This window comes from Massilia mucilaginosa, from assembly GCF_011682145.1.
GTDB classification, from domain to species: domain Bacteria; phylum Pseudomonadota; class Gammaproteobacteria; order Burkholderiales; family Burkholderiaceae_D; genus Telluria_A; species Telluria_A mucilaginosa.
Genome location: NZ_WHJH01000004.1, coordinates 148,339 through 168,075 on the forward strand (window position 1 = coordinate 148,339; position 19,737 = coordinate 168,075).

The following is a 19,737-nucleotide window of genomic DNA, read 5'->3' on the forward strand; positions in this document are numbered from 1 at the left end:
ACGCGTGCAATGATCGCCGGCGCAACATCCAGGCCCGCATTCCGGGTAAGATGACGCGCCGGTCCGGCTCGGCTGCGGCCGCGCTGGACAGAACATTGGATAAGGGTCGTGGATGATGGCGTCGGAAAATTTCGAGCAGGTGCTGGCCGCTGCGCAGGCGGGTGAATCGCTGCATCCGGCGTGGAAGAAGCTGGTCAGGACGCAGTTCTTTGTGGCCGTGCTGGCCCCGGCCGATGGCGACGCCGGCTACACCCTTCACCTGCCGCAAGGTGCGCGCGCGATCCTGATGTCGGAAGTGCGCGAGCGGCTCGCCGACGCGGAGGGCAGCCTGCTGGTGGCGCTCCCGGGTGCCGACGTGGTGCGCATGGTGCCACACGGCGTCGGCTTGGCCGTCACCCTGAGCGAACAGGTCTTCGAGATCGCCGCCAGCCGGGTCGCATGGATCGGGAAGAGCATCGAGGCCACCCTGCTCAAGGCAGCCCAGGCGCGCGCGGCCGCCACGCCGCCTGCCGCTCCCGATCCTGCCAGCGCCTCCGACCCCACCCCCGCCGCCGCCGCCCCGTACGCCCCGGCCGCTCCGCAAAAGACAGCCCCCGCCGCCGGGCGCTTGCCCGTGCTCGAACCCATGCCCGCAGGCGCCTACGAAGACCTGGTCTTCGTCGATGAAGATCCGCCTCCGCCGACAGTGCCACTGCTCGATCGCATCGGCCGCAAGCGCGCGCTCGCTTACGGCCTGCCGCTGCTTGCCGCCGCCGGCCTGGCAGGCCAGGCGCTGATGCGCGCCATGGCCGAACGTCCGCGCTCGGCGCAGGCGTTCGGGGGCAGCGGCGATGGTGCGACCCGGGATGCCGGCCCGGCCGGCGCTGCGCGCAAGGGCGGCGCGCCGCTCGCCAGCCAGGTCTGGACCTCGCCCGACGGCGCCCTGACGATCGAATTTCCGGGCAAGCCGGACGAAGATGCGGTGCGCGCCAATATGCTCGAACGAATGGGCGCGGTGCGCATGCGCCAGTTCAGTGCATCGGCCCACAGCGAAAGCTACCGGCTCCAGGTGCTCGACCTGGGCACGGCGCCCGACGATCCCGAGGCGGCCATGCTCAAATTGCAGGCAACCCTGCTCGGCCACAACGACGTGTTGACCGTGCCGCCGATGGAGTTGATCTTCAAGGGCTATCCCGGACGCGACATCAAGGCCGGGCAGCGCCTGATCAGGATGGTCGTGGTGGGCTCCACCGCGTACATCGCAACGGCCGACGCCGACGCCGCCCCGGCATCGATGGCGCGCGCCGGCGCCTTCATCGGATCGCTGGCGCTGACCCAGTGACAATCGCATCGTTCGTCGATGCGATGCATGAAGTGAAAAAACGAGACAGAACATTGGATTGAGGGTTGTGGATGACGGGGTCGGAAAATTTTGAGCAGGTGCTCGCGGCTGCGCAGGCGGGTGGTTCACTGCATCCGGCGTGGAAGAAGCTCGTTAATACCAGGTTCTTCGTCGCGGTGCTCGCGCCGGCTGGCGGCAACGCGGGCCATACCCTGCGCGCTCCCGGCGGCGTCCTGTCGATTCCAATTTCGGAAGTGCGCGAGCGGGTGGACGGCGGCGCTGGTGGCTTGCTGGTTGCGCTGTCGGGTGCCGAGGTGGTGCGCCTGGTGCCGGGCGGCTGCGCCATCGCGGTGGTCTTGAGCGAGCGTACTTTCGAGATCGACGGCGAGCGCGTCGCGTGGCTCAGGAAAAGTATCGATGCCGCCCTGGTCAAAGCGGCCCAGGCGCGCGAAGCCGCCGTGCCGGCCCCTGTTCCCGTTTCCGTTCCAGCCACCGCTCCCGCGCCACCGCGTTCCCCGGTCGTGCTGGGAAAAACAGAGCGCGCCGCAGCGCAGCGCCGCGCGCGCGCAGCGGCGCGCGATGCGACGCGTGAAGCGGAAAGCATGCACGTCCACGCGGAATCGGCGGAATCGATGCACATGGCCCCCGAACCGTCACTGTTCGCTTTGTCGATGCAGGGCCGCGCAGGCCGCATGCGCGCTATCGCCTACAGCCTGCCGTTGTTAGTCTTGCTGGGCATCCTGTCGGTGATCGGCCTGCGCTTTGCATCGCAATTCCAGTGGGCCGCGCTCACGCCGGTCGTTGCGGCCGCTGTCATGGTACTGTACTGGATGATCCGCTTGATGGTGCTGCGCCTGCACGACGTGAGCCTGAGCGGCGTCTGGCTGGGTGGCGTCGTCCTGCTCGTCGTTATCGGCGGATTCGTGGGTGGCGAGCCCCTTGCGGCGTTGGTGTCGACCATATTCTGGCTCGGCACGATCATCGTCTGCGCCCTCATTCCAGGCACCGACGGCGCGAACGATTACGGCCCCGCGCCGGGTCCTAATTCCATCCTGGTCAAGGTGGGCGGCTGGCTGTTCATCCTGGCGTATCTGGGATCCCTGGGAACAAGATCAATGCTGCGCGACGAGGCCGGGCGTGCCGATTCCACGCCGCCGTCCGCGGGCGCCGATGCCGGGACCTGGCAACCGGCGCCCGCCGGCAGCGCAGGCAAAGCCGGCCCGGCCGGCCCGGCCTGGACCTCGCCCGACGGCGCCATGACGATCGCGTTTCCCGTCAAGCCGTACGAAGATGCGGTGCGCGCCAACGTGCTGCAACGTATGGGTGCGGTGCGCATGCGCCAGTTCAGTGCATTCGCACACAGCGAAAACTACCGGGTCCAGGTGCTCGACCTCGACGCGGCGCCCACCGATCCCGAAACGGTCATGCTCCAGGCGCAAGCAAGCCTGCTCGCACATAGCGACGTGATGACGGTGCCGCCAACGGAGTCGAGTGTCGATGGCCATCCCGGCCGCGACATCAAGGCCGGGCAGCGCCTGATCCGGATGGTGGTGGTGGGCGCCACGGTATATATCGTTACCGTGGATGCCGACCCCGCTCCGGCATCGATGGCGCGTGCCGGCGCCTTCATCGAATCAATGGTGCTGAACCGGTAACAATCGGTTCGTTTGCCGATGCGATACATTAAGTGAATAAACTTCAGTAAAGGCGTATCGAAAGCTGCAAAAGTATCAAAATGGTGCAAGGCTTACTGCGGTGCACAAATATGGCATAATCAAATGCGGTACTTGATTCATGCAGTCGCCCACTACCCACCATCATGATAAAAACGCTCTACGACAAACTCTGGGAATCGCACATCGTGCGCTCCGACGACGACGGTACGACGGTGCTGTACATCGACCGTCACCTGCTGCATGAAGTGACCAGCCCGCAGGCCTTCGACGGCTTGCGCGCCGCAAACCGCAAGCTATGGCGCAACTCGGCCAACCTGGCGGTGGCCGACCACAACGTGCCGACCACCGACCGCAAGGACGGCATTGCCGACCCCACCTCGCGCCTGCAGGTCGAAACGCTCGACGCCAACTCGAAGAGTTACGGCCTGACGTACTTCAACATGAACGACAAGCGCCAGGGCATCGTGCACGTGATCGGCCCGGAGCAGGGCGCAACCCTGCCCGGCATGACGGTGGTCTGCGGCGACTCGCACACCTCGACCCACGGCGCCTTCGGCTGCCTGGCGCACGGCATCGGCACCTCCGAAGTCGAGCACGTGCTGGCGACCCAAACGCTGCTGGCCAAGAAATCGAAGTCGATGCTGGTGCAGGTCGACGGCGTGCTGCCGCTCGGGGTGACCGCCAAGGACATCGTGCTGGCCGTGATCGGCAAGATCGGCACCGCCGGCGGCACCGGCTACGCCATCGAATTCGGCGGCTCCGCGATCCGCGCGCTGTCGATGGAAGGGCGCATGACGGTCTGTAACATGGCGATCGAAGCGGGCGCGCGCGCCGGCATGATCGGCGTCGACGACACCACCATCAACTACGTCAAGGGCCGTCCGTACGCGCCCAGCGGCCCCCATTGGGCGCGCGCGGTCGATTACTGGCGCACCCTGCACACCGACCAGGGCGCCCAGTTCGACCTGGTCGTGCTGCTCAATGCCGCCGACATCACGCCGCAGGTCACCTGGGGCACCTCGCCCGAAATGGTCACCTCGATCGACGGCCGCGTGCCCGATCCCGACCTGGAAAAAGACGCCGTACGGCGCGACGCCATGGAAAAGGCGCTGGTCTACATGAACCTCAAGCCGAACACGCCGATCGCCGACATCCGCATCGACAAGGTGTTCATCGGTTCGTGCACCAATTCGCGCATCGAAGACCTGCGCGCCGCCGCCGCCGTGGTGCGCGGCAAGCACCGCGCCTCGAACGTGCGCCTGGCGCTGGTGGTGCCCGGTTCGGGACTGGTAAAAGACCAGGCCGAACGCGAAGGGCTGGACAAGATTTTCAAGGACGCGGGCTTCGAATGGCGCGAGCCGGGATGCTCGATGTGCCTTGCCATGAATGCCGACCGGCTCGAGCCGGGCGAGCGCTGCGCCTCGACCTCGAACCGCAATTTCGAAGGTCGCCAGGGGCAGGGCGGGCGTACCCACCTGGTATCGCCCGCCATGGCGGCGGCGGCCGGCATCACCGGCCATTTCGTCGACGTGCGCGCACTGCGCTAACATCCATCGTCTGTGAGTTTGTAATGAAAAAGCTGTTTGCCCTGTTTGCCATCGCCCTGCTGCTCACCGGTTGCAATACCGTCTCGGGCTTTGGCAAGGACATTCAAAAAGTCGGCCAGAAGATAGACGGCGCCGGCAAAAAATAACAGGCGGATCGCTGTGGTCCGCCGCGCAGTCCCGCTTCGGCGGGGCTGCGCCCACACTGCTAAAGACCATGGATAAATTTACGATATACGAAGGCCTGGTGGCCCCGCTCGACCGCGCCAACGTCGACACGGACGCGATCATTCCCAAGCAGTTTCTCAAGTCGATCCTGCGCACCGGCTTCGGTCCCAATCTGTTCGACGAATGGCGCTATCTCGATCACGGCGAGCCGGGCAAGGACAACAGCGGCCGTCCGCTCAATCCCGACTTCGTCCTCAACGAGCCGCGCTACCAGGGCGCCTCGATTCTGCTGACCCGCAAGAACTTCGGCTGCGGCTCCTCGCGCGAACACGCGCCGTGGGCGCTCGACCAGTACGGTTTTCGCGCCATCATCGCGCCCAGTTTCGCCGACATCTTCTTCAACAATTGCTACAAGAGCGGCCTGCTGCCGATCGTCCTGACCGAAGCGCAGGTCGAGCACCTGTTCAATGAAGTCAAGGCCTTCCCGGGCTTCCGCCTGGTGGTGGACCTGGAACAGCAGCGCATCTCCACCGCCAACGGCGCGGTCGGCTACGAGTTCCAGATCGACCCGTTCCGCAAATACTGCCTGTTGAATGGCCTGGACGATATCGGCCTGACCCTGCGCCACGCGGACGAGATCCGCGCCTTCGAAGAACGCCACCTGGCGGCCCAGCCCTGGCTGGCCAACGTCATCTGAACATAAGAAAAAGAGATCACATGAAGATTGCAATCCTGCCCGGCGACGGCATCGGCCCTGAAATCATGGCGCAAGCGGTCAAGGTACTGAACGTCCTTGGCGAACAGTTCGAGATGGAGAGCGCCGACGTCGGCGGCGCCGGTTACGCCGCGCACGGCCACCCGCTGCCGCCGGCCACGCTGGCGCTGGCCAAGAGCGCCGACGCGGTGCTGTTCGGCGCCGTCGGCGACTTCAAATACGACACCCTGGAGCGCGCCCTGCGCCCCGAGCAGGCCATTCTGGGCTTGCGCCGCGAGCTGGCGCTGTTCGCCAACCTGCGCCCGGCGATCCTGTACCCCGAACTGGCCGGCGCCTCCACCCTCAAGCCCGAAGTGGTCTCGGGCCTGGACATCCTGATCATCCGCGAACTGACGGGCGACATCTACTTCGGCAAGCCGCGCGGCGTGCGCGAATGCCCGGACGGCCCGTTCAAGGGCGAGCGCGAAGGCTTCGACACGATGCGCTACGCCGAAACCGAAATTCGCCGCATCGCGCACGTTGCCTTCCAGGCCGCGCAAAAGCGCAGCAAGCGAGTCACCAGCGTGGACAAGGCCAACGTGCTCGAGACGTTCCAGTTCTGGCGCGACATCGTCACCGACGTGCACAAGGAATATCCCGACATCGAGCTCGATCACATGTACGTCGATAACGCCGCCATGCAGCTGGTGCGGGCGCCGAAAAAATTCGACGTGATGGTCACCGGGAACATGTTCGGCGATATTCTGTCGGATTGCGCGGCCATGCTCACCGGCTCGATCGGCATGCTGCCATCGGCCTCGCTCGACGCCAATAACAAGGGCTTGTACGAGCCGTCGCACGGCTCGGCGCCCGATATCGCCGGCAAGGGCATCGCCAATCCGCTGGCGACGATTCTGTCGGCCGCGATGATGCTGCGCTTCTCGCTCGGTAAAACCGAGCAGGCCGAGCGTATCGAGAACGCGGTCAAAAAGGTGCTGGCGCAGGGCTTGCGCACGGCGGATATTTTTGAAGCCGGTACCACCAAGGTCGGTACCGAGGAAATGGGCAATGCAGTGGTCAAGGCGCTTGGATGATCGGTTTTTAACAAGCGGTCTTTAACAATAACGAGGAAAGAAGATGAAATTAGTTGGCTTGGTAGGTTGGCGCGGTATGGTTGGTTCGGTCCTGATGCAGCGCATGCAGGACGAGGGCGATTTCGCCCACATCGAACCGGTGTTCTTCACAACGTCGAACGCGGGCGGCAAAGCGCCTGCGATGGCGAAGAACGAGACTACCCTGAAAGACGCAACCGACATTTCCGAGCTGTCGAAATGCGAAATCATCATTTCCTGCCAGGGCGGCGACTACACCAGCGAGGTGTTCCCGAAGCTGCGCGCGGCCGGCTGGAACGGCTACTGGATCGACGCCGCCTCGACCCTGCGCATGAACGACGACGCCGTCATCGTGCTCGATCCGGTCAACCTCGATGTGATCAAGAACGCCATGACAAAGGGCGTAAAGAACTACATCGGTGGCAATTGCACGGTGTCGTGCATGCTGATGGGTCTCGGCGGCCTGTTCCAGCACAAGCTGGTCGACTGGATGAGCTCCATGACCTACCAGGCGGCATCCGGCGGCGGTGCCCAGCACATGCGCGAGCTGCTGACCCAGTTCGGCACCATCAACCAATCGGTCAAGGCGCTGCTGGACAACCCGGCTGCCGCCATCCTCGAAATCGACCGCACCGTGCTGGCCACCCAGCATGGCATGTCGGCTGACGAAACCAAACAGTTCGGCGTGCCGCTGGCCGGCAACCTGATTCCGTGGATCGACAAGGACCTGGGCAACGGCCAGTCCAAAGAAGAGTGGAAGGCCGGCGCCGAAACCAACAAGATCCTCGGCCTGGGCGAGGCCTTCGGCAGCAAGGAGATCCCGGTCGACGGCTTGTGCGTGCGCGTGGGCGCGATGCGCTGCCACTCGCAGGCGCTGACCATCAAGCTGAAAAAGGATGTGCCGCTCGACGAAATCAACGACATCATCGCCGCCAACAACCAGTGGGTGAAGGTGGTGCCGAACACGCGCGAAGCGTCGATGCGCGACCTGTCGCCGGCGGCGGTCACGGGCAGCCTGACCATCCCGGTCGGCCGCCTGCGCAAGATGTCGATGGGCGGCGAGTACCTGTCGGCCTTTACGGTCGGCGACCAGCTGCTGTGGGGCGCGGCCGAACCGTTGCGCCGCATGCTGCGCATTATCCTCGATAAGTAATTCGGCCCGGTAAACACGTGTAGAATTGCGGGTTGTGCATGACTTCTGTGCATGACACGGCAGTGGTGGCCAGCGCAGGGATGCGTTTTTGGCCACTGTTTCCCGGGTTTTCCATATCCTTCTTGATAATTCAGTTGTTATCTCTTGCAAGGTAGTTGACAAAGCGGCATGAATGGGGTTCTGAGTGAGCTGTTACAGAAAGCGCGAAATTGCGTATTTAGTGAGCAGCTTCCCGACATAGTTGCTCCAAAAACTTGCATGCTCTAGAGCATGATGATATGTTGAGACCTCCGGGAAACCAGCCTTCTCCCCCGTCAACTCAAGATGCCGCCAACTATGCATTTAAACACTCGCTCCAAGCTCACTTCGTTCGCGTTGAAAACCCTCACAGGCGCGGTCGCCAGTGCTGTGTTTCTGTCCACCTCGGCATACGCGGCGGGTCTCGGTAAACTGACCGTCCTGTCCGCGCTCGGCCAGCCCCTGAACGCAGAGATCGAACTGACCTCGGTTGCCAATGACGAAGCGAGCGGTCTGGTCGCCAAGCTGGCCCCGGTAGAAGCCTTCCGTCAAGCCAATATCGATTTCAATCCCGCCCTGCTGTCGCTGCGTTTCAGCGTCGAGCAGCGCGGTGGACGCCAGTTCATCAAGGTCACTTCGTCGCAGCCGGTCAATGAACCGTTCGTCGACATGCTGCTCGAATTGAACTGGGGTTCGTCGGGCCGCCTGGTCCGCGAATACACCTTCCTGCTCGACCCTGTCGAAATGCGCTCGACCCAGACCGCGCAAGTATCCGCGCCGGTCGACGTGCTCTCGCAGGGTAGCCGCACCAGCGGCGCCAAGCCGAACTCCAGGGCCGACAAGGCTGCCGCCAAAGCCGCCGCCGCTGCAGCCGCAGCCGCCGCCAGGGCGGACGCCAAGGCCGAGCAAAAAGCCGAACAAAAAACCGAGACCGCGGCCGAGCCGAAATCGCAGGAGCCGCAGCGTGCCGGCGGCGCCGGCAAGAACGCGGGCGACAGCGACTACGCCGTCAAGCGCGGCGACACGTTGGGCAAGATCGCGGCGCAGGTCAAGCCGGCCGACATTTCGCTCGACATGATGCTGGTCGCGCTGTACCGCGCCAATCCGGACGCGTTTGCAGGCAATAACATGAACCGCCTGAAATCGGGCCAGATCCTGTCGGTGCCGGATGCCGCCGCGATCAAGGGTTCCGATGGCGAAGCGCGTGGCGTCGTGGTGGCCCATGCCGCCGACTTCAACGCGTACCGCAACAAGCTCGCTGGCCAGGTTGCCGGCGCGGCACCGGACAAGGCGCCTGAAAAGACCCAGAGCGCCGCCGGCAAGATCACCGCCAAGGTGGCCGAGCGTCCAACCGCCGCCAACGAATCGAAAGACCAGCTCAAGCTGTCGAAACCGACCGGCCAGGCCGACGCCGCCGCCGGCAAGACCGGCGTGCTCACGCCGGAAGACAAGATCGCCAAAGAACGCGCCATGGCCGAAGCGACCAAGCGCGTCAAGGAACTGGAAAAGAACGTCGGCGATCTCGAAAAGATCGTGACCGTCAAGAGCAAGACCGGCGCTGCCGTCACCACCCCTGCCACCCCGGCTGTGCCGGCTGTGCCGCCGAAGGCATCGATCACCGAAGCGGTCAGCACCAAGCCGCCGGTGACGCCGCCAGCGGCCGTCACGCCGCCGCCAGCGGTGCCGGTGCCAGCGGTCACGCCGCCTGCCGCCGCCCCTGCGGACGCCACCCCGGCGGTAACGCCGCCAGCGGCGACCGAAACGCCTGCCGTGGTCGCACCGCCTGCGCCGGTGGCCAAGCCGGTCGTCAAGCCGGCGCCGCCGCCAGCCGAGCCAAGCTTCTTCGACATGCTGATGGAGAACATCGTCCTCGTGGGTGCCGCCATCGTCGCCCTGCTCGCCGGCCTGTTCGGCCTGTCGAAATGGCGCGAGCGCAAGCAGGTCGAACGCAATCCGTCGGAGCCATCGATCCTCGGCGCGCCGACCGACCAGGCGCATTCCCTGTTCGCCGAAACCGGCGGCCAGAGCGTCGACACCAACAACAGCGTGTTCAACTCCAGCTTCGCCCCATCGGCCAGCCAGCTCGACACCAATGAAGTCGATCCGGTCGCCGAAGCCGACGTCTACATCGCCTATGGCCGCGACGCCCAGGCTGAAGAGATCCTGAAGGAAGCGCTGCGCACCCATCCGGACCGCTACCCGGTCCGTCTGAAACTGCTCGAAATCTACGCTGCCCGCAAGGACCAGCGCGCGTTCGAAAGCCAGGCCAGCGAACTGTATGGCATGACCAAGGGCCAGGGCGACGAGTGGGCACAAGCTGCCGCACTGGGCCTGTCGATCGATGCGATGAATCCGCTGTACGCCAGCGCCGGCACCAGCAACGCGGCCGCCGATGCGCCCCAGCCAGTGGTCCTGGCCGACCAGTTCGACGCCTCGGCGATCGACAACGGTCCGCACAGCGCACTGATGGACCTCGACCTCGACCTGGGCAAGGACAACACCGTGGCCCCGGCGCCGGTCGTGGCGGCAGCGCCAGCCAAGGCGGAAGAAGAGCACACGCTCGACTTCGACCTGGGCGGCCTGAGCTTCGAGCCAGTCACCAACACTGCGCCAGCCGCCACGCCGGCAGCCGAAGTCATGGACGAGCATCACCTGTCCTTCGACACGCCGGCGGTCACCCCGGCCCGCGTCGACCTGGCCAAGGACAGCACGCCGGAGATGGACTTCGACATGGACTTCAATGCTCCGTCGACGAGCGCACCGGCGGCCGGCACGGTCAGCCTGGACAAGCCGGCGGCCGATGAATTCGACCTCGATGGCATGAACTTCGACCTGCCGCAATCGAACGCGCCTGACGCTGCGCCAAGCCTGGCCAATGGCGATCCTTTTGCAGCCGACAGGGCCGCCCGGGCCGAGGCCGCGCCGGACTTCGACATGCACTCGCTCGACCTCGACCTGCCGGCCCATGCCAGCGCCGAAGCGACCGCGCTGCCTGACTTCGACGACATCGGCAGCGCCGGCGATGCCCAAGCGGGCGAACTGACCGCGGTCCAGATGGAGATGGAAACCAAGCTTGACCTGGCCATCGCCTATCAGGAAATCGGCGACAAGGAAGGTGCGCGCGAACTGCTCGACGAAGTCATCAAAGGCGGCAGCGCTGCCCAGGTGGCCAAGGCGAACGACATGCGCATCAAGCTGGCTTGATCGCTGTCTTGACCAACGCACGGCTGTTACTGGATCTCGTGTCCCGAGTCAGAAATTCGTTGAATAAATACGGCGATCATCGCGCCGATACGGCGTCACAAATGCTCGCCAGGCGTTTGCCTGTCTGCGCTTTGTTCCTTGTCTCGGCGCGATGTCGCCCTATTTAATCATCAACGAATTTCCACCTCAGGACACTAGATTGAAGCGAATAGCACTGGGAGTCCAGTACGACGGTACCGCCTTCAACGGCTACCAGAAGCAGCCAGACCGCAACACGGTGCAGGACCGGCTCGAAATCGCGCTCGAAAAATTCGCGCGCGTCGAGCTCGGTACCACCTGCGCCGGCCGTACCGATACCGGCGTTCACGCGCTCGAACAGGTGGTCCACTTCGACACCGATCTCGCGCGCGGCATGCAGTCCTGGGTGCGCGGCGTGAACGCCTTTTTGCCCGACGCGATCGCCGTGCGCTGGGCCACCGAAGTGCCCGAGCATCCGGGGCAGGAATTCCACGCCCGCTTCGCCGCCTTTGCGCGCACCTATCACTACGTCCTGTATAACAATCCGATTCGCTCGCCGCTGCTGGTGGGCCGCGCCGGCTGGGTGTTTCGCCCGCTCGACGTGGACCTGATGCGCGCCGCCGCGCAATGCCTGGTCGGCACGCACGACTTTTCCGCCTTCCGTTCCTCGCAATGCCAGGCCAAGTCGCCGGTCAAGCAGATGCACGCGGTGCAGATCGAGCGCCATGGTGAAGTCATCGTGTTCACCCTGCGCGCCAGCGCCTTCCTGCATCACATGGTGCGCAACCTGATCGGCTCCCTGATCTACGTCGGCCAGGGCCGCCACACGCCGGCATGGATGAAGGATGTACTCGAAGGGCGCGACCGCAACGATGCCGCGCCCACCTTCATGCCCGACGGCCTGTACCTGGCCAAGATCGATTACGATCCCAAATGGGGCTTGCCGCACGAGGCGGCCCGTCCACTGCCCTGGTTCTGAGGCCGCTTATGCAAACCTTGCAACGCACACGCATCAAGATTTGCGGGCTGACCCGCCCCCAAGACGTCCAGGCGGCAGTCGCCGCCGGCGCGGACGCACTCGGCTTCGTGTTCTATGCAAAAAGCCCGCGCTACGTCACGGCGGCGCAGGCAGGCGCGTTGATGTCCGCCGTGCCGCCGTTCGTCTCCACGGTGGCGCTGTTCGTCAACGCCGGCATCGAGGAGGTGAGGGCGGTGGCCGCCGTGGTGCCGTTTGCACAATTGCAGTTCCATGGGGACGAAACGGTGGAACAGTGCGCGGCGATTGCCGCCGCCGTGGGGCGCCCGTTCATGCGCGTGTTCCGCGTGCGTCCCGAGACGACCGGCGCCGACCTGCTGGCCGAAGAAGCGCTGTGCCGCGCCGCCAGCCCGCTGTTTTCCAGCCTGCTGCTCGATACCTTTGTCGAGGCATACGGCGGCGCCGGCAAGGTCTTCGACTGGGCCGTCATTCCGCCCGAACTGGCGCCGCGCGTGGTCTTGAGCGGCGGCCTGACGGTCGACACCGTGGCCGGCGCGGTGCGCCAGGTGCGCCCGTACGCGGTCGATATCAGCAGCGGCGTGGAGCAGGCCAAGGGCATCAAGGATGCCGCCAAAATCGACGCCTTTGTCGCGGCAGTGCACACTGCCGGAACCGGCGCACGATGACGGACGCCGATCCCGAATTCGGCTACATTTTTTGCGCGGCTCTGTCGCGTGCGCACCTCTACATCGGCGGCGTCGCGCTGGAGCTGGAAGACGCCGACCATCCTCACGCGATCCTGTTTGAACGTGACAATGGGGCCTGGTCGCGCTGGTCGATGGAGCACCGCCTGGCCGGCATCGCTGCGTTTACCGACGCCGGCATCGGCAAGCTGCTGTGCGTGGGCGAAACCGGCGATGTCGAAGTTGCCGATGCCGAGGGCGCCGATGAAGAACGCATCGGCGACGATGCTGGCGGTCCAAACACCCTGCGCCCGCTGCGCTGTGTGCGCATCGTCGGGCACCATGCTTACGCGGCTGGCGCCCAGCGCCAGGTCTACCGGCGCCGGCTCGATGCGGCGGGCTGGCAGGCCGTCGATCAGGGCTGCGCCATTGCGCGCGGCGGCGCCGATGTCGGCAGCTTCCACGCAATCGACGGACGCGACGAACACCTGCTGCTCGCCGTCGGGATGGGCGGCGCCATCTGGCGTTGCGCTGGCGGCGTATGGGAAGCGCTGGACAGCCCGTCCGGCGCCATGCTCGAATGCGTGCTGTTCATGGGTGGAGAACGCTTTCTCGCTGCCGGTGCGGGCGGGGTGCTGCTGTCGATCGACGGCAGCACCGTGCGCCAGCTTGCCCACGAGGCGACGGAAGAAGCTTTTGTCGGCGGCGCAGTCGCTTTCGGCGCCGCTTACCTGTGCACCGATCAGGGCAGCCTGTTCCGGTTCGAGGGCGATACCCTGACCCGCATCGATACCGGTGCGGCGCCCGTGGCAGGCGGGGGCGCGCTGGCGTACGCCGACTCCCTGCTGGTGTTTGTGAGCGATACCCGCGTGCAGTGCTTCGACGGCAGCTCCTGGACCGAACACGATCCGGCGGCGTAACTGGCCGCGCCCCGCTGAGTGACTTTCACCACAAGCAGCGCCGATTTGCTAGAATACCTCCAACAATACCGCACCACCATTTGTTCGTTCCCGGCGCTTTCTGCCGGAGTGCGCAAAATCCACGGTGGTGCACGAAAGACTGCGATGGTTTCTCATACCAAAAGAACGCGCGCCTCGGGTCGTTTTGTGTGGTGGCTCGGGCGTACTAAACGCGATTGACGCGGGGCTTGTCACGCCCCATGCACGCGGGGCTTGTCCACGCCCCCTGATGCACCAGCCATGACCGCCGCTATCGCGCCGCGGTCTGTCAGCAGATATCACCTTTACAAGCGAGTACATCCATGAAAGACGCACCTGCGCGCGCTCCGGCCGCCCCGATTTTCCAGACATCCGACTACCAGCTGCCCGATGCGCGCGGCCACTTCGGCCCCTACGGCGGCGCTTTTGTCGCCGAAACGCTGACCCACGCGCTGGCCGAGCTGAAAGAAGCGTACGCCAAATACAGCCACGATCCCGAGTTCCTCGACGAATTCCGCTATGAGCTCAAGCACTTCGTCGGCCGTCCGTCGCCGATCTACCACGCCAAGCGCTGGTCCGAACAGCAGGGCGGGGCGCAGATTTTCTTCAAGCGCGAAGACCTGAACCACACCGGCGCGCACAAGATCAACAACGTGATCGGCCAGGCATTGCTGGCCAAGCGCATGGGCAAGCCGCGCATCATCGCCGAAACCGGCGCCGGCCAGCATGGCGTGGCCACGGCCACCATCTGCGCCCGCTTCGGGCTCGAATGCGTGGTCTACATGGGTAGCGAAGACGTCAAGCGCCAGGCCCAGAACGTGTACCGCATGAAGCTCCTCGGCGCGACCGTGGTGCCGGTGGAATCGGGCTCGAAGACGCTCAAGGACGCGCTCAACGAAGCGATGCGCGACTGGGTCACCAACATCGAAAACACTTTCTACATCATCGGCACGGTGGCCGGCCCGCACCCGTACCCGATGATGGTGCGCGACTTCCAGTCGGTGATCGGCGAGGAATGCCTGGTGCAGATGCCTGAACTGGCCGGACGCCAGCCCGACTACGTGCTGGCCTGTATCGGCGGCGGTTCGAACGCGATGGGGATTTTTTATCCCTACATCGACGAGAAGAACGTCAAGCTGATCGGCGTCGAAGCGGCCGGCGAGGGACTCGGTTCGGGCAAGCATTCGGCCTCGCTCACGGCCGGCATTCCGGGCGTCCTGCATGGCAACCGCACCTACCTGCTGCAGGACGAAAACGGCCAGATCATCGAGACGCACTCGGTGTCGGCGGGCCTCGATTATCCGGGCGTGGGACCGGAACACGCGTGGTTGAAGGACCTCGGGCGCGCGCAGTACGTGTCGGTGACCGACAACGAAGCGCTGCAGGCGTTCCACGACTGCTGCCATATCGAAGGCATCATCCCGGCGCTGGAGTCGTCGCACGCGCTGGCGTATGCGGCCAAGCTGGCGGCGACCTTGCCCAAGGAGCAGCTGATCCTGGTGAACCTGTCGGGCCGCGGCGACAAGGACATGCACACGGTGGCGGAGCGGATGGGGCTCGATTTCAGCTAAGTTGCAAGTGACTTGCTTGCTGCAAATCCGACCTTTTCGACCACACTACAAGAAAGCATCGCCATGTCCAGAATCGCACCAACCTTTGCCGCTTTGGCGGCCAGCAAAAAAACCGCGCTCGTCACCTTTATCACGGCCGGCGACCCGGGTCCTGAAATGACCGTGCCGCTGATGCACGCCCTGGTTGCGGGGGGCGCCGACATCCTCGAACTGGGGGTGCCGTTTTCCGATCCGATGGCCGAAGGGCCGGTGATCCAGCGCGCCTGCGAGCGCGCGCTCAAGTTCAACGTCGGCCTCGGCGACGTGTTCGGCTTCGTGCGCGAGTTCCGCAAGACCAACCAGAGCACGCCCGTGGTGCTGATGGGGTATGCCAATCCGATCGAGCGCATCGGGTCGGACGCGTTTATCGCCAAGGCCAAAGAGGCCGGTGCCGACGGCGCCATCGTGGTCGATTATCCGCCCGAGGAGTGCGAGGAGTTTGCCAGCGCGATGCGCGCCAGCGACCTCGATCTGATCTTCCTGCTGGCGCCGACGTCGACGCCGGAACGCATCGCGCAGGTGGCCAGGTTCGGCAGCGGCTTTAGTTATTATGTGTCGCTCAAGGGCGTCACGGGTGCCGGCAATATCGATGTGGCCGATGTGGCGCGCCGCCTGGCGCCGATTCGCGAGCACGTCAAGCTGCCGATCGGGGTGGGCTTCGGAATTCGCGATGGCGAGACCGCCAGGGCGGTGGCGCAGGTGGCCGACGCGGTGGTGATCGGCAGCCGCATTATTCAGGAGATCGAAGCCACGCCGAAAGAGCAGGCCGTGGAGGCCGTGCAGCGTTTCGTCGCGGGCATCCGCGGCGCGCTCGATCGCTGACGTCGGCCCGAAGCGCGCTGCCTGCTTTTTAGCGGCCTGGCAGCCGCTTCAGGCCGGCCAGGGCCCGGTGTCAGCGGCGGCGGCGCGCCGTTGCCGCCAGTACCCCAAGGCCGGCCAGCAGCATCCCGTAGGTAGCCGGTTCCGGCACCGGCGAGGTGGCCAGGGTCTGGGCCGAGGCGATCGCGGTGAAGGTCATCATGTTGGTGATCGAGGCGGTCGAACGGTTGTTGAGCACATAGTCCGCACGGGTGGCCTGGAACAGACTGGTGGTGCTCTCGTCAGGCATGTAGGTAGCGGCGAAGAACCCTTCCGGACGCGGGTAGCTGGTCGACTCGGGAACGTTCTCGAAAATGAGGAACTGCACGTCGGCATACGAGCCGCCGTCGATCAGGCCCGGGGCGCGCGTCGCGGTTGCATACAGGTCGGCCGTGATGCGCACCGCGGTGTTAGGGGACAGGATGAAATGAACATGGCCCGACGTGGCGAGACTGGTGGCCTCGGCATCGCCACCCGCGCTGCTGGCCTGCGCTTGCATCGCCAAGCCGTCGAACAAGTGGCCGGTCACGCTTGCCGAGGCGTTCAGCGCCGTGCCGGCGGAGGGTGCATACGATGCGCTGCGCTGGTACGGTTCAGACATTGTCTCGTTGTGCCGCTGCGTGTTGTTGTAGCCGCTGCGCTGGTCGGCCAGCTTTAACTCCGTGTACGGATCTTCAAAATAATAGCCGCCAGTGACGTTGAAATTGAGCGAAGGCGTGATGCCGTCGTTCAGATCGAGATCGATCAGCTCGAAACCGATATTGCTGACCGTGCCACGTGCGGTCGTAGCGGCGTACGAGGGCGCAGCTGCGGCCAGACTGAGGACGGCCGACAGGATGGCTGTGCGGTAGGTGTTCATGAACTCTCCGTTAAACAAAATGCAATCTTAATCGAAGGTATAGCACAGCGCACGTGTTCTTTTTGCTTTCGTGTCGATCGTTTCCGCGTCAGACCTGGCACAGCGCCGTGCAGGCAAAAGCGAACAGGCAAGTGCCCGTATGCCGCCTTGGTCGTTGCCTTCTTCCACGCAATCATCTCTTGCTTATGGACTGTACTTTTTGCTTGTAAACCATGCTAATTCGTCCATTGTTTTGTCAAATGCTTTCAAAATAGAGATTGGACACCCGTACATACGGGGCATAGGATGGCCTCCGATAATATGAAAACGTTTTCATCATTAACGCCACCAGAAAAGCGAATCCCATGACCCTCATGCATCGACTCTCGACGATTGCAGCCGCGTGCGCTCTGTGCGCCGCTGCTTGCGCACCGGCCTCGGCCGCATCTGAAACCTACCAATGGAACAGTGTCGCCATGGGCGGCGGCGGTTTCGTGTCGGCGGTTATTCCGAGCAAGACCCAAAAGGGCCTGGCCTACGCCCGCACCGATGTCGGCGGTGCCTACCGCTGGGACAGCACGGCCGCGCGCTGGGTGCCGCTGCTCGACTGGGCGTCGGAAGACGAAACCGGCCTCCTGGGCGTCGAATCGATCGCGCTCGATCCGAAAAACCCCGCCAAGGTCTACATGCTGGCCGGCATCAGCTACTTCAACAATGGCAAGACCATGATCCTGCGTTCTTCGGATTACGGCAAAACCTTCATCAAGACCGACGTGTCAGCCCTGTTCAAGGCGCATGGCAACGGCATGGGCCGCCAGAGCGGCGAACGCCTGCAGCTCGATCCCGGTTCGAGCAACATCCTGTATGCGGGCACGCGCGCCAATGGCCTGTTCAAGAGCACCGACAGCGGCGCCACCTGGGCGCGCCTGTCCAGCCTGAACGTGACCACCACGCCCAACGAAAACGGCATCAACTTCGTCTCGCTCGACCCGTCCAGCGTGGTGGGCGGGGCGGCCCAGCGCATCGTGGTCGGGGTGTCGCGCTTCGGCTATGTGGCGCCGAACCTGTACCGCAGCAACGATGGCGGCCAGACCTTCGCGCCCGTCCCCGGGGCCCCGACCGACCTGATGCCGCAACGCGCCGCGCGCGCCAGCGACGGCAACCTGTACCTCACCTACGCCAACGGCGCCGGTCCGCACGGCCACTGGGCGCAGCCGGAACCGATGGACCGCGGCCAGATCTGGAAGTACAACATCGGCACGGGCGCCTGGACCAATGTGACGCCGGACGGCATCGGCTCGGCGTTCAGCGGCATCAGCGTAGCACCCGACAATCCGAACAACCTGGTCGCCTCGACCGTCAACACCTACCAAGCCCAGGGCAACGCCTGGGGCGACCGCGTCTACACCTCGACCAACGGCGGCGCCAGCTGGACCGATGTGATCGCGCGCGGCTTCGCCAAGGACAGCGCGGGCGTGTCGTGGGTGGGCGACAAGGCGATCCACTGGGCTGGCACGGTCGAGCTCGACCCGTTCGATACCAAGGCGGCGTGGGTATCGTCCGGCAACGGCATCTTCAAGACCGCCAACATCAACGCCACCCCGGCCACCTGGACCTTCAACGTGGCCGGGCTGGAAGAAACCGTGCCGCTCAACCTGGTCAGCATTCCGGGCGGGCCGCTGGTTTCGGCGATTGGCGACTACGATGGCTTCCGCCATACCGACACCAGCCGCTACGCGCCGATCCACACGCCGTCGATCGGCACCACCACCGGCCTCGACGTCGCCGCGCGCAAGATCTCGGTACTGGCGCGTGCCGGCGGCAACGATACGCCGGCCATGTATTACTCGACCGACACGGGTGCCACCTGGAAGAAGAGTGCTGTCATGAACGGCAAGAACGGCCAGGTCGCGCTCTCGTCCGATGGCGCCGTGCTGCTGCACAGCCCCGACAATTCGGCCACCAGCTACCGTTCGACCGACTTTGGTACAAGCTGGACCACCGTCAACGGCCTGAACGTGACCAGCGCGCGTCCGGTGGCGGACGCCGTCAACCCGCGCAAGTTTTATGCGTACGACAACGGCCGCGTGTTCGTCAGTACCGACGGCGGCGTGTCCTTCGCGCCCAAGGCGACCCTGCAATCGGGCGGCTCGAAAGTCATCCGCGCGGTGCCCAACCGCGAAGGCGAGCTGTGGGTGCCCTTGAACGGTGCGGGCCTGGCGCGCTCGACCGATTCGGGCGCGACCTTCAGCAGCATCGGCGGCGTCAGCCATGCCGGCGCGGTCGGCTTCGGCGCGGCCGCTGCGGGCGCGACCTTCCCGACGGTCTATATATGGGGGACGGTGGGCGGCGTGAAGGGCGTGCACCGCTCGGGCGACGCGGGCGCGACCTGGGTGAGGGTCAACGATGACGCCCATCAATATGGCGGCCCGGCCAACGGCCAGTTCGTCATCGGCGACATGAACCGCTACGGCGTGGTGTATATGAGCACGGCCGGACGCGGCATCGCCATGGGCGTGCCTGGCGGCACCACCACGCCGCCGATCGATCCACCGCCACCGGTCGAACCGCCGCCGACGCCAACCCCGACCGGCCAGTGCGTCTACCAGGTGCGCAGCCAGTGGCCGGGCGGATTCAATGGAGCGGTGCAGATCACCAACCGCGGCACGGCCGCCATGAACGGCTGGAGCGTCAGCTGGACCTATTCGGATGGGTCGAAAGTGGCCAGCATGTGGAATGCGGTCTTGAGCGGCAGCAATCCTTACACGGCGACCAATGTCGGCTGGAACGCGCTGATCCAGCCCGGTCAGACTGTCGAGTTCGGCTTCCAGGGCACCAGCGGCAGCGCCGGTAGCCAGGTGCCGGTGCTGACCGGAGCGACCTGCGCCAAGGCAAAAAAGTAAGCGGTCACTCCACGCTACGTGTG

15 protein-coding genes are annotated in these 19,737 nt (G+C 64.8%); 14 read left to right on the top strand and 1 reads right to left on the bottom strand.

The window, feature by feature from the left end; translation table 11 throughout:
- Nucleotides 1–112 precede the first annotated feature (112 nt).
- From F2P45_RS05860 to trpA, 13 genes are all read left to right on the top strand, one after another.
- Nucleotides 113–1,321, top strand: a complete 1,209-nt coding sequence (locus tag F2P45_RS05860) for a hypothetical protein (protein WP_166871389.1) — start codon at nucleotides 113–115, stop codon at nucleotides 1,319–1,321.
- 71 nt (nucleotides 1,322–1,392) lie between these two features.
- Nucleotides 1,393–2,976, top strand: coding sequence for a DUF805 domain-containing protein (locus F2P45_RS05865; RefSeq protein ID WP_166871391.1), 1,584 nt, complete (start codon nucleotides 1,393–1,395; stop codon nucleotides 2,974–2,976).
- A 164-nt stretch (nucleotides 2,977–3,140) separates the two neighbouring features.
- Nucleotides 3,141–4,544: a 3-isopropylmalate dehydratase large subunit gene (leuC, locus tag F2P45_RS05870; RefSeq protein WP_166871393.1), complete on the top strand. Its 1,404-nt coding sequence runs from the start codon at nucleotides 3,141–3,143 to the stop codon at nucleotides 4,542–4,544.
- A gap of 23 nt (nucleotides 4,545–4,567) precedes the next feature.
- A complete protein-coding gene (locus F2P45_RS05875) occupies nucleotides 4,568–4,690 on the top strand; it encodes an entericidin A/B family lipoprotein (protein WP_166871395.1) in 123 nt (40 codons plus the stop codon).
- Nucleotides 4,691–4,758: 68 nt separating this feature from the next.
- The gene (gene leuD / locus F2P45_RS05880; protein WP_166871397.1) at nucleotides 4,759–5,406 is read left to right on the top strand and encodes a 3-isopropylmalate dehydratase small subunit; all 648 of its coding nucleotides are present in this window, start codon (nucleotides 4,759–4,761) and stop codon (nucleotides 5,404–5,406) included.
- Nucleotides 5,407–5,426: 20 nt separating this feature from the next.
- A complete protein-coding gene (gene leuB, locus F2P45_RS05885) occupies nucleotides 5,427–6,497 on the top strand; it encodes a 3-isopropylmalate dehydrogenase (protein WP_166871399.1) in 1,071 nt (356 codons plus the stop codon).
- 43 nt (nucleotides 6,498–6,540) lie between these two features.
- Nucleotides 6,541–7,668 (top strand): aspartate-semialdehyde dehydrogenase, encoded by a 1,128-nt coding sequence (gene asd, locus F2P45_RS05890; protein ID WP_166871401.1) that lies wholly within the window; start codon nucleotides 6,541–6,543, stop codon nucleotides 7,666–7,668.
- Between the two features lie 375 nt (nucleotides 7,669–8,043).
- Nucleotides 8,044–10,890: a motility hub landmark protein FimV gene (locus F2P45_RS05895; protein ID WP_308613347.1), complete on the top strand. Its 2,847-nt coding sequence runs from the start codon at nucleotides 8,044–8,046 to the stop codon at nucleotides 10,888–10,890.
- 199 nt (nucleotides 10,891–11,089) lie between these two features.
- On the top strand, nucleotides 11,090–11,887 hold the full coding sequence (gene truA / locus F2P45_RS05900; protein WP_166871404.1) for a tRNA pseudouridine(38-40) synthase TruA: 798 nt from the start codon (nucleotides 11,090–11,092) through the stop codon (nucleotides 11,885–11,887).
- 17 nt (nucleotides 11,888–11,904) lie between these two features.
- Nucleotides 11,905–12,570 (top strand): phosphoribosylanthranilate isomerase, encoded by a 666-nt coding sequence (locus F2P45_RS05905; protein ID WP_166871587.1) that lies wholly within the window; start codon nucleotides 11,905–11,907, stop codon nucleotides 12,568–12,570.
- A complete protein-coding gene (locus F2P45_RS05910; RefSeq protein ID WP_166871406.1) occupies nucleotides 12,567–13,487 on the top strand; it encodes a hypothetical protein in 921 nt (306 codons plus the stop codon). The genes F2P45_RS05905 and F2P45_RS05910 overlap by 4 nt, the downstream gene beginning before the upstream one ends.
- Before the next feature lie 341 nt (nucleotides 13,488–13,828).
- The gene (trpB, locus tag F2P45_RS05915; RefSeq protein ID WP_166871408.1) at nucleotides 13,829–15,076 is read left to right on the top strand and encodes a tryptophan synthase subunit beta; all 1,248 of its coding nucleotides are present in this window, start codon (nucleotides 13,829–13,831) and stop codon (nucleotides 15,074–15,076) included.
- Nucleotides 15,077–15,139: 63 nt separating this feature from the next.
- Nucleotides 15,140–15,937, top strand: a complete 798-nt coding sequence (gene trpA, locus F2P45_RS05920; protein ID WP_166871409.1) for a tryptophan synthase subunit alpha — start codon at nucleotides 15,140–15,142, stop codon at nucleotides 15,935–15,937.
- Nucleotides 15,938–16,007: 70 nt separating this feature from the next.
- On the opposite strand, the gene F2P45_RS36025 is transcribed toward trpA, so the two are convergent.
- Nucleotides 16,008–16,832, bottom strand: a complete 825-nt coding sequence (locus tag F2P45_RS36025; RefSeq protein WP_229504934.1) for a PEP-CTERM sorting domain-containing protein — start codon at nucleotides 16,830–16,832, stop codon at nucleotides 16,008–16,010.
- Between the two features lie 344 nt (nucleotides 16,833–17,176).
- Here F2P45_RS36025 and F2P45_RS05930 point away from each other — a divergent pair, with 344 nt between their 5' ends.
- Complete coding sequence (locus F2P45_RS05930) at nucleotides 17,177–19,714, top strand: cellulose binding domain-containing protein (protein WP_166871410.1); 2,538 nt, start codon at nucleotides 17,177–17,179, stop codon at nucleotides 19,712–19,714.
- Nucleotides 19,715–19,737: the final 23 nt, after the last annotated feature.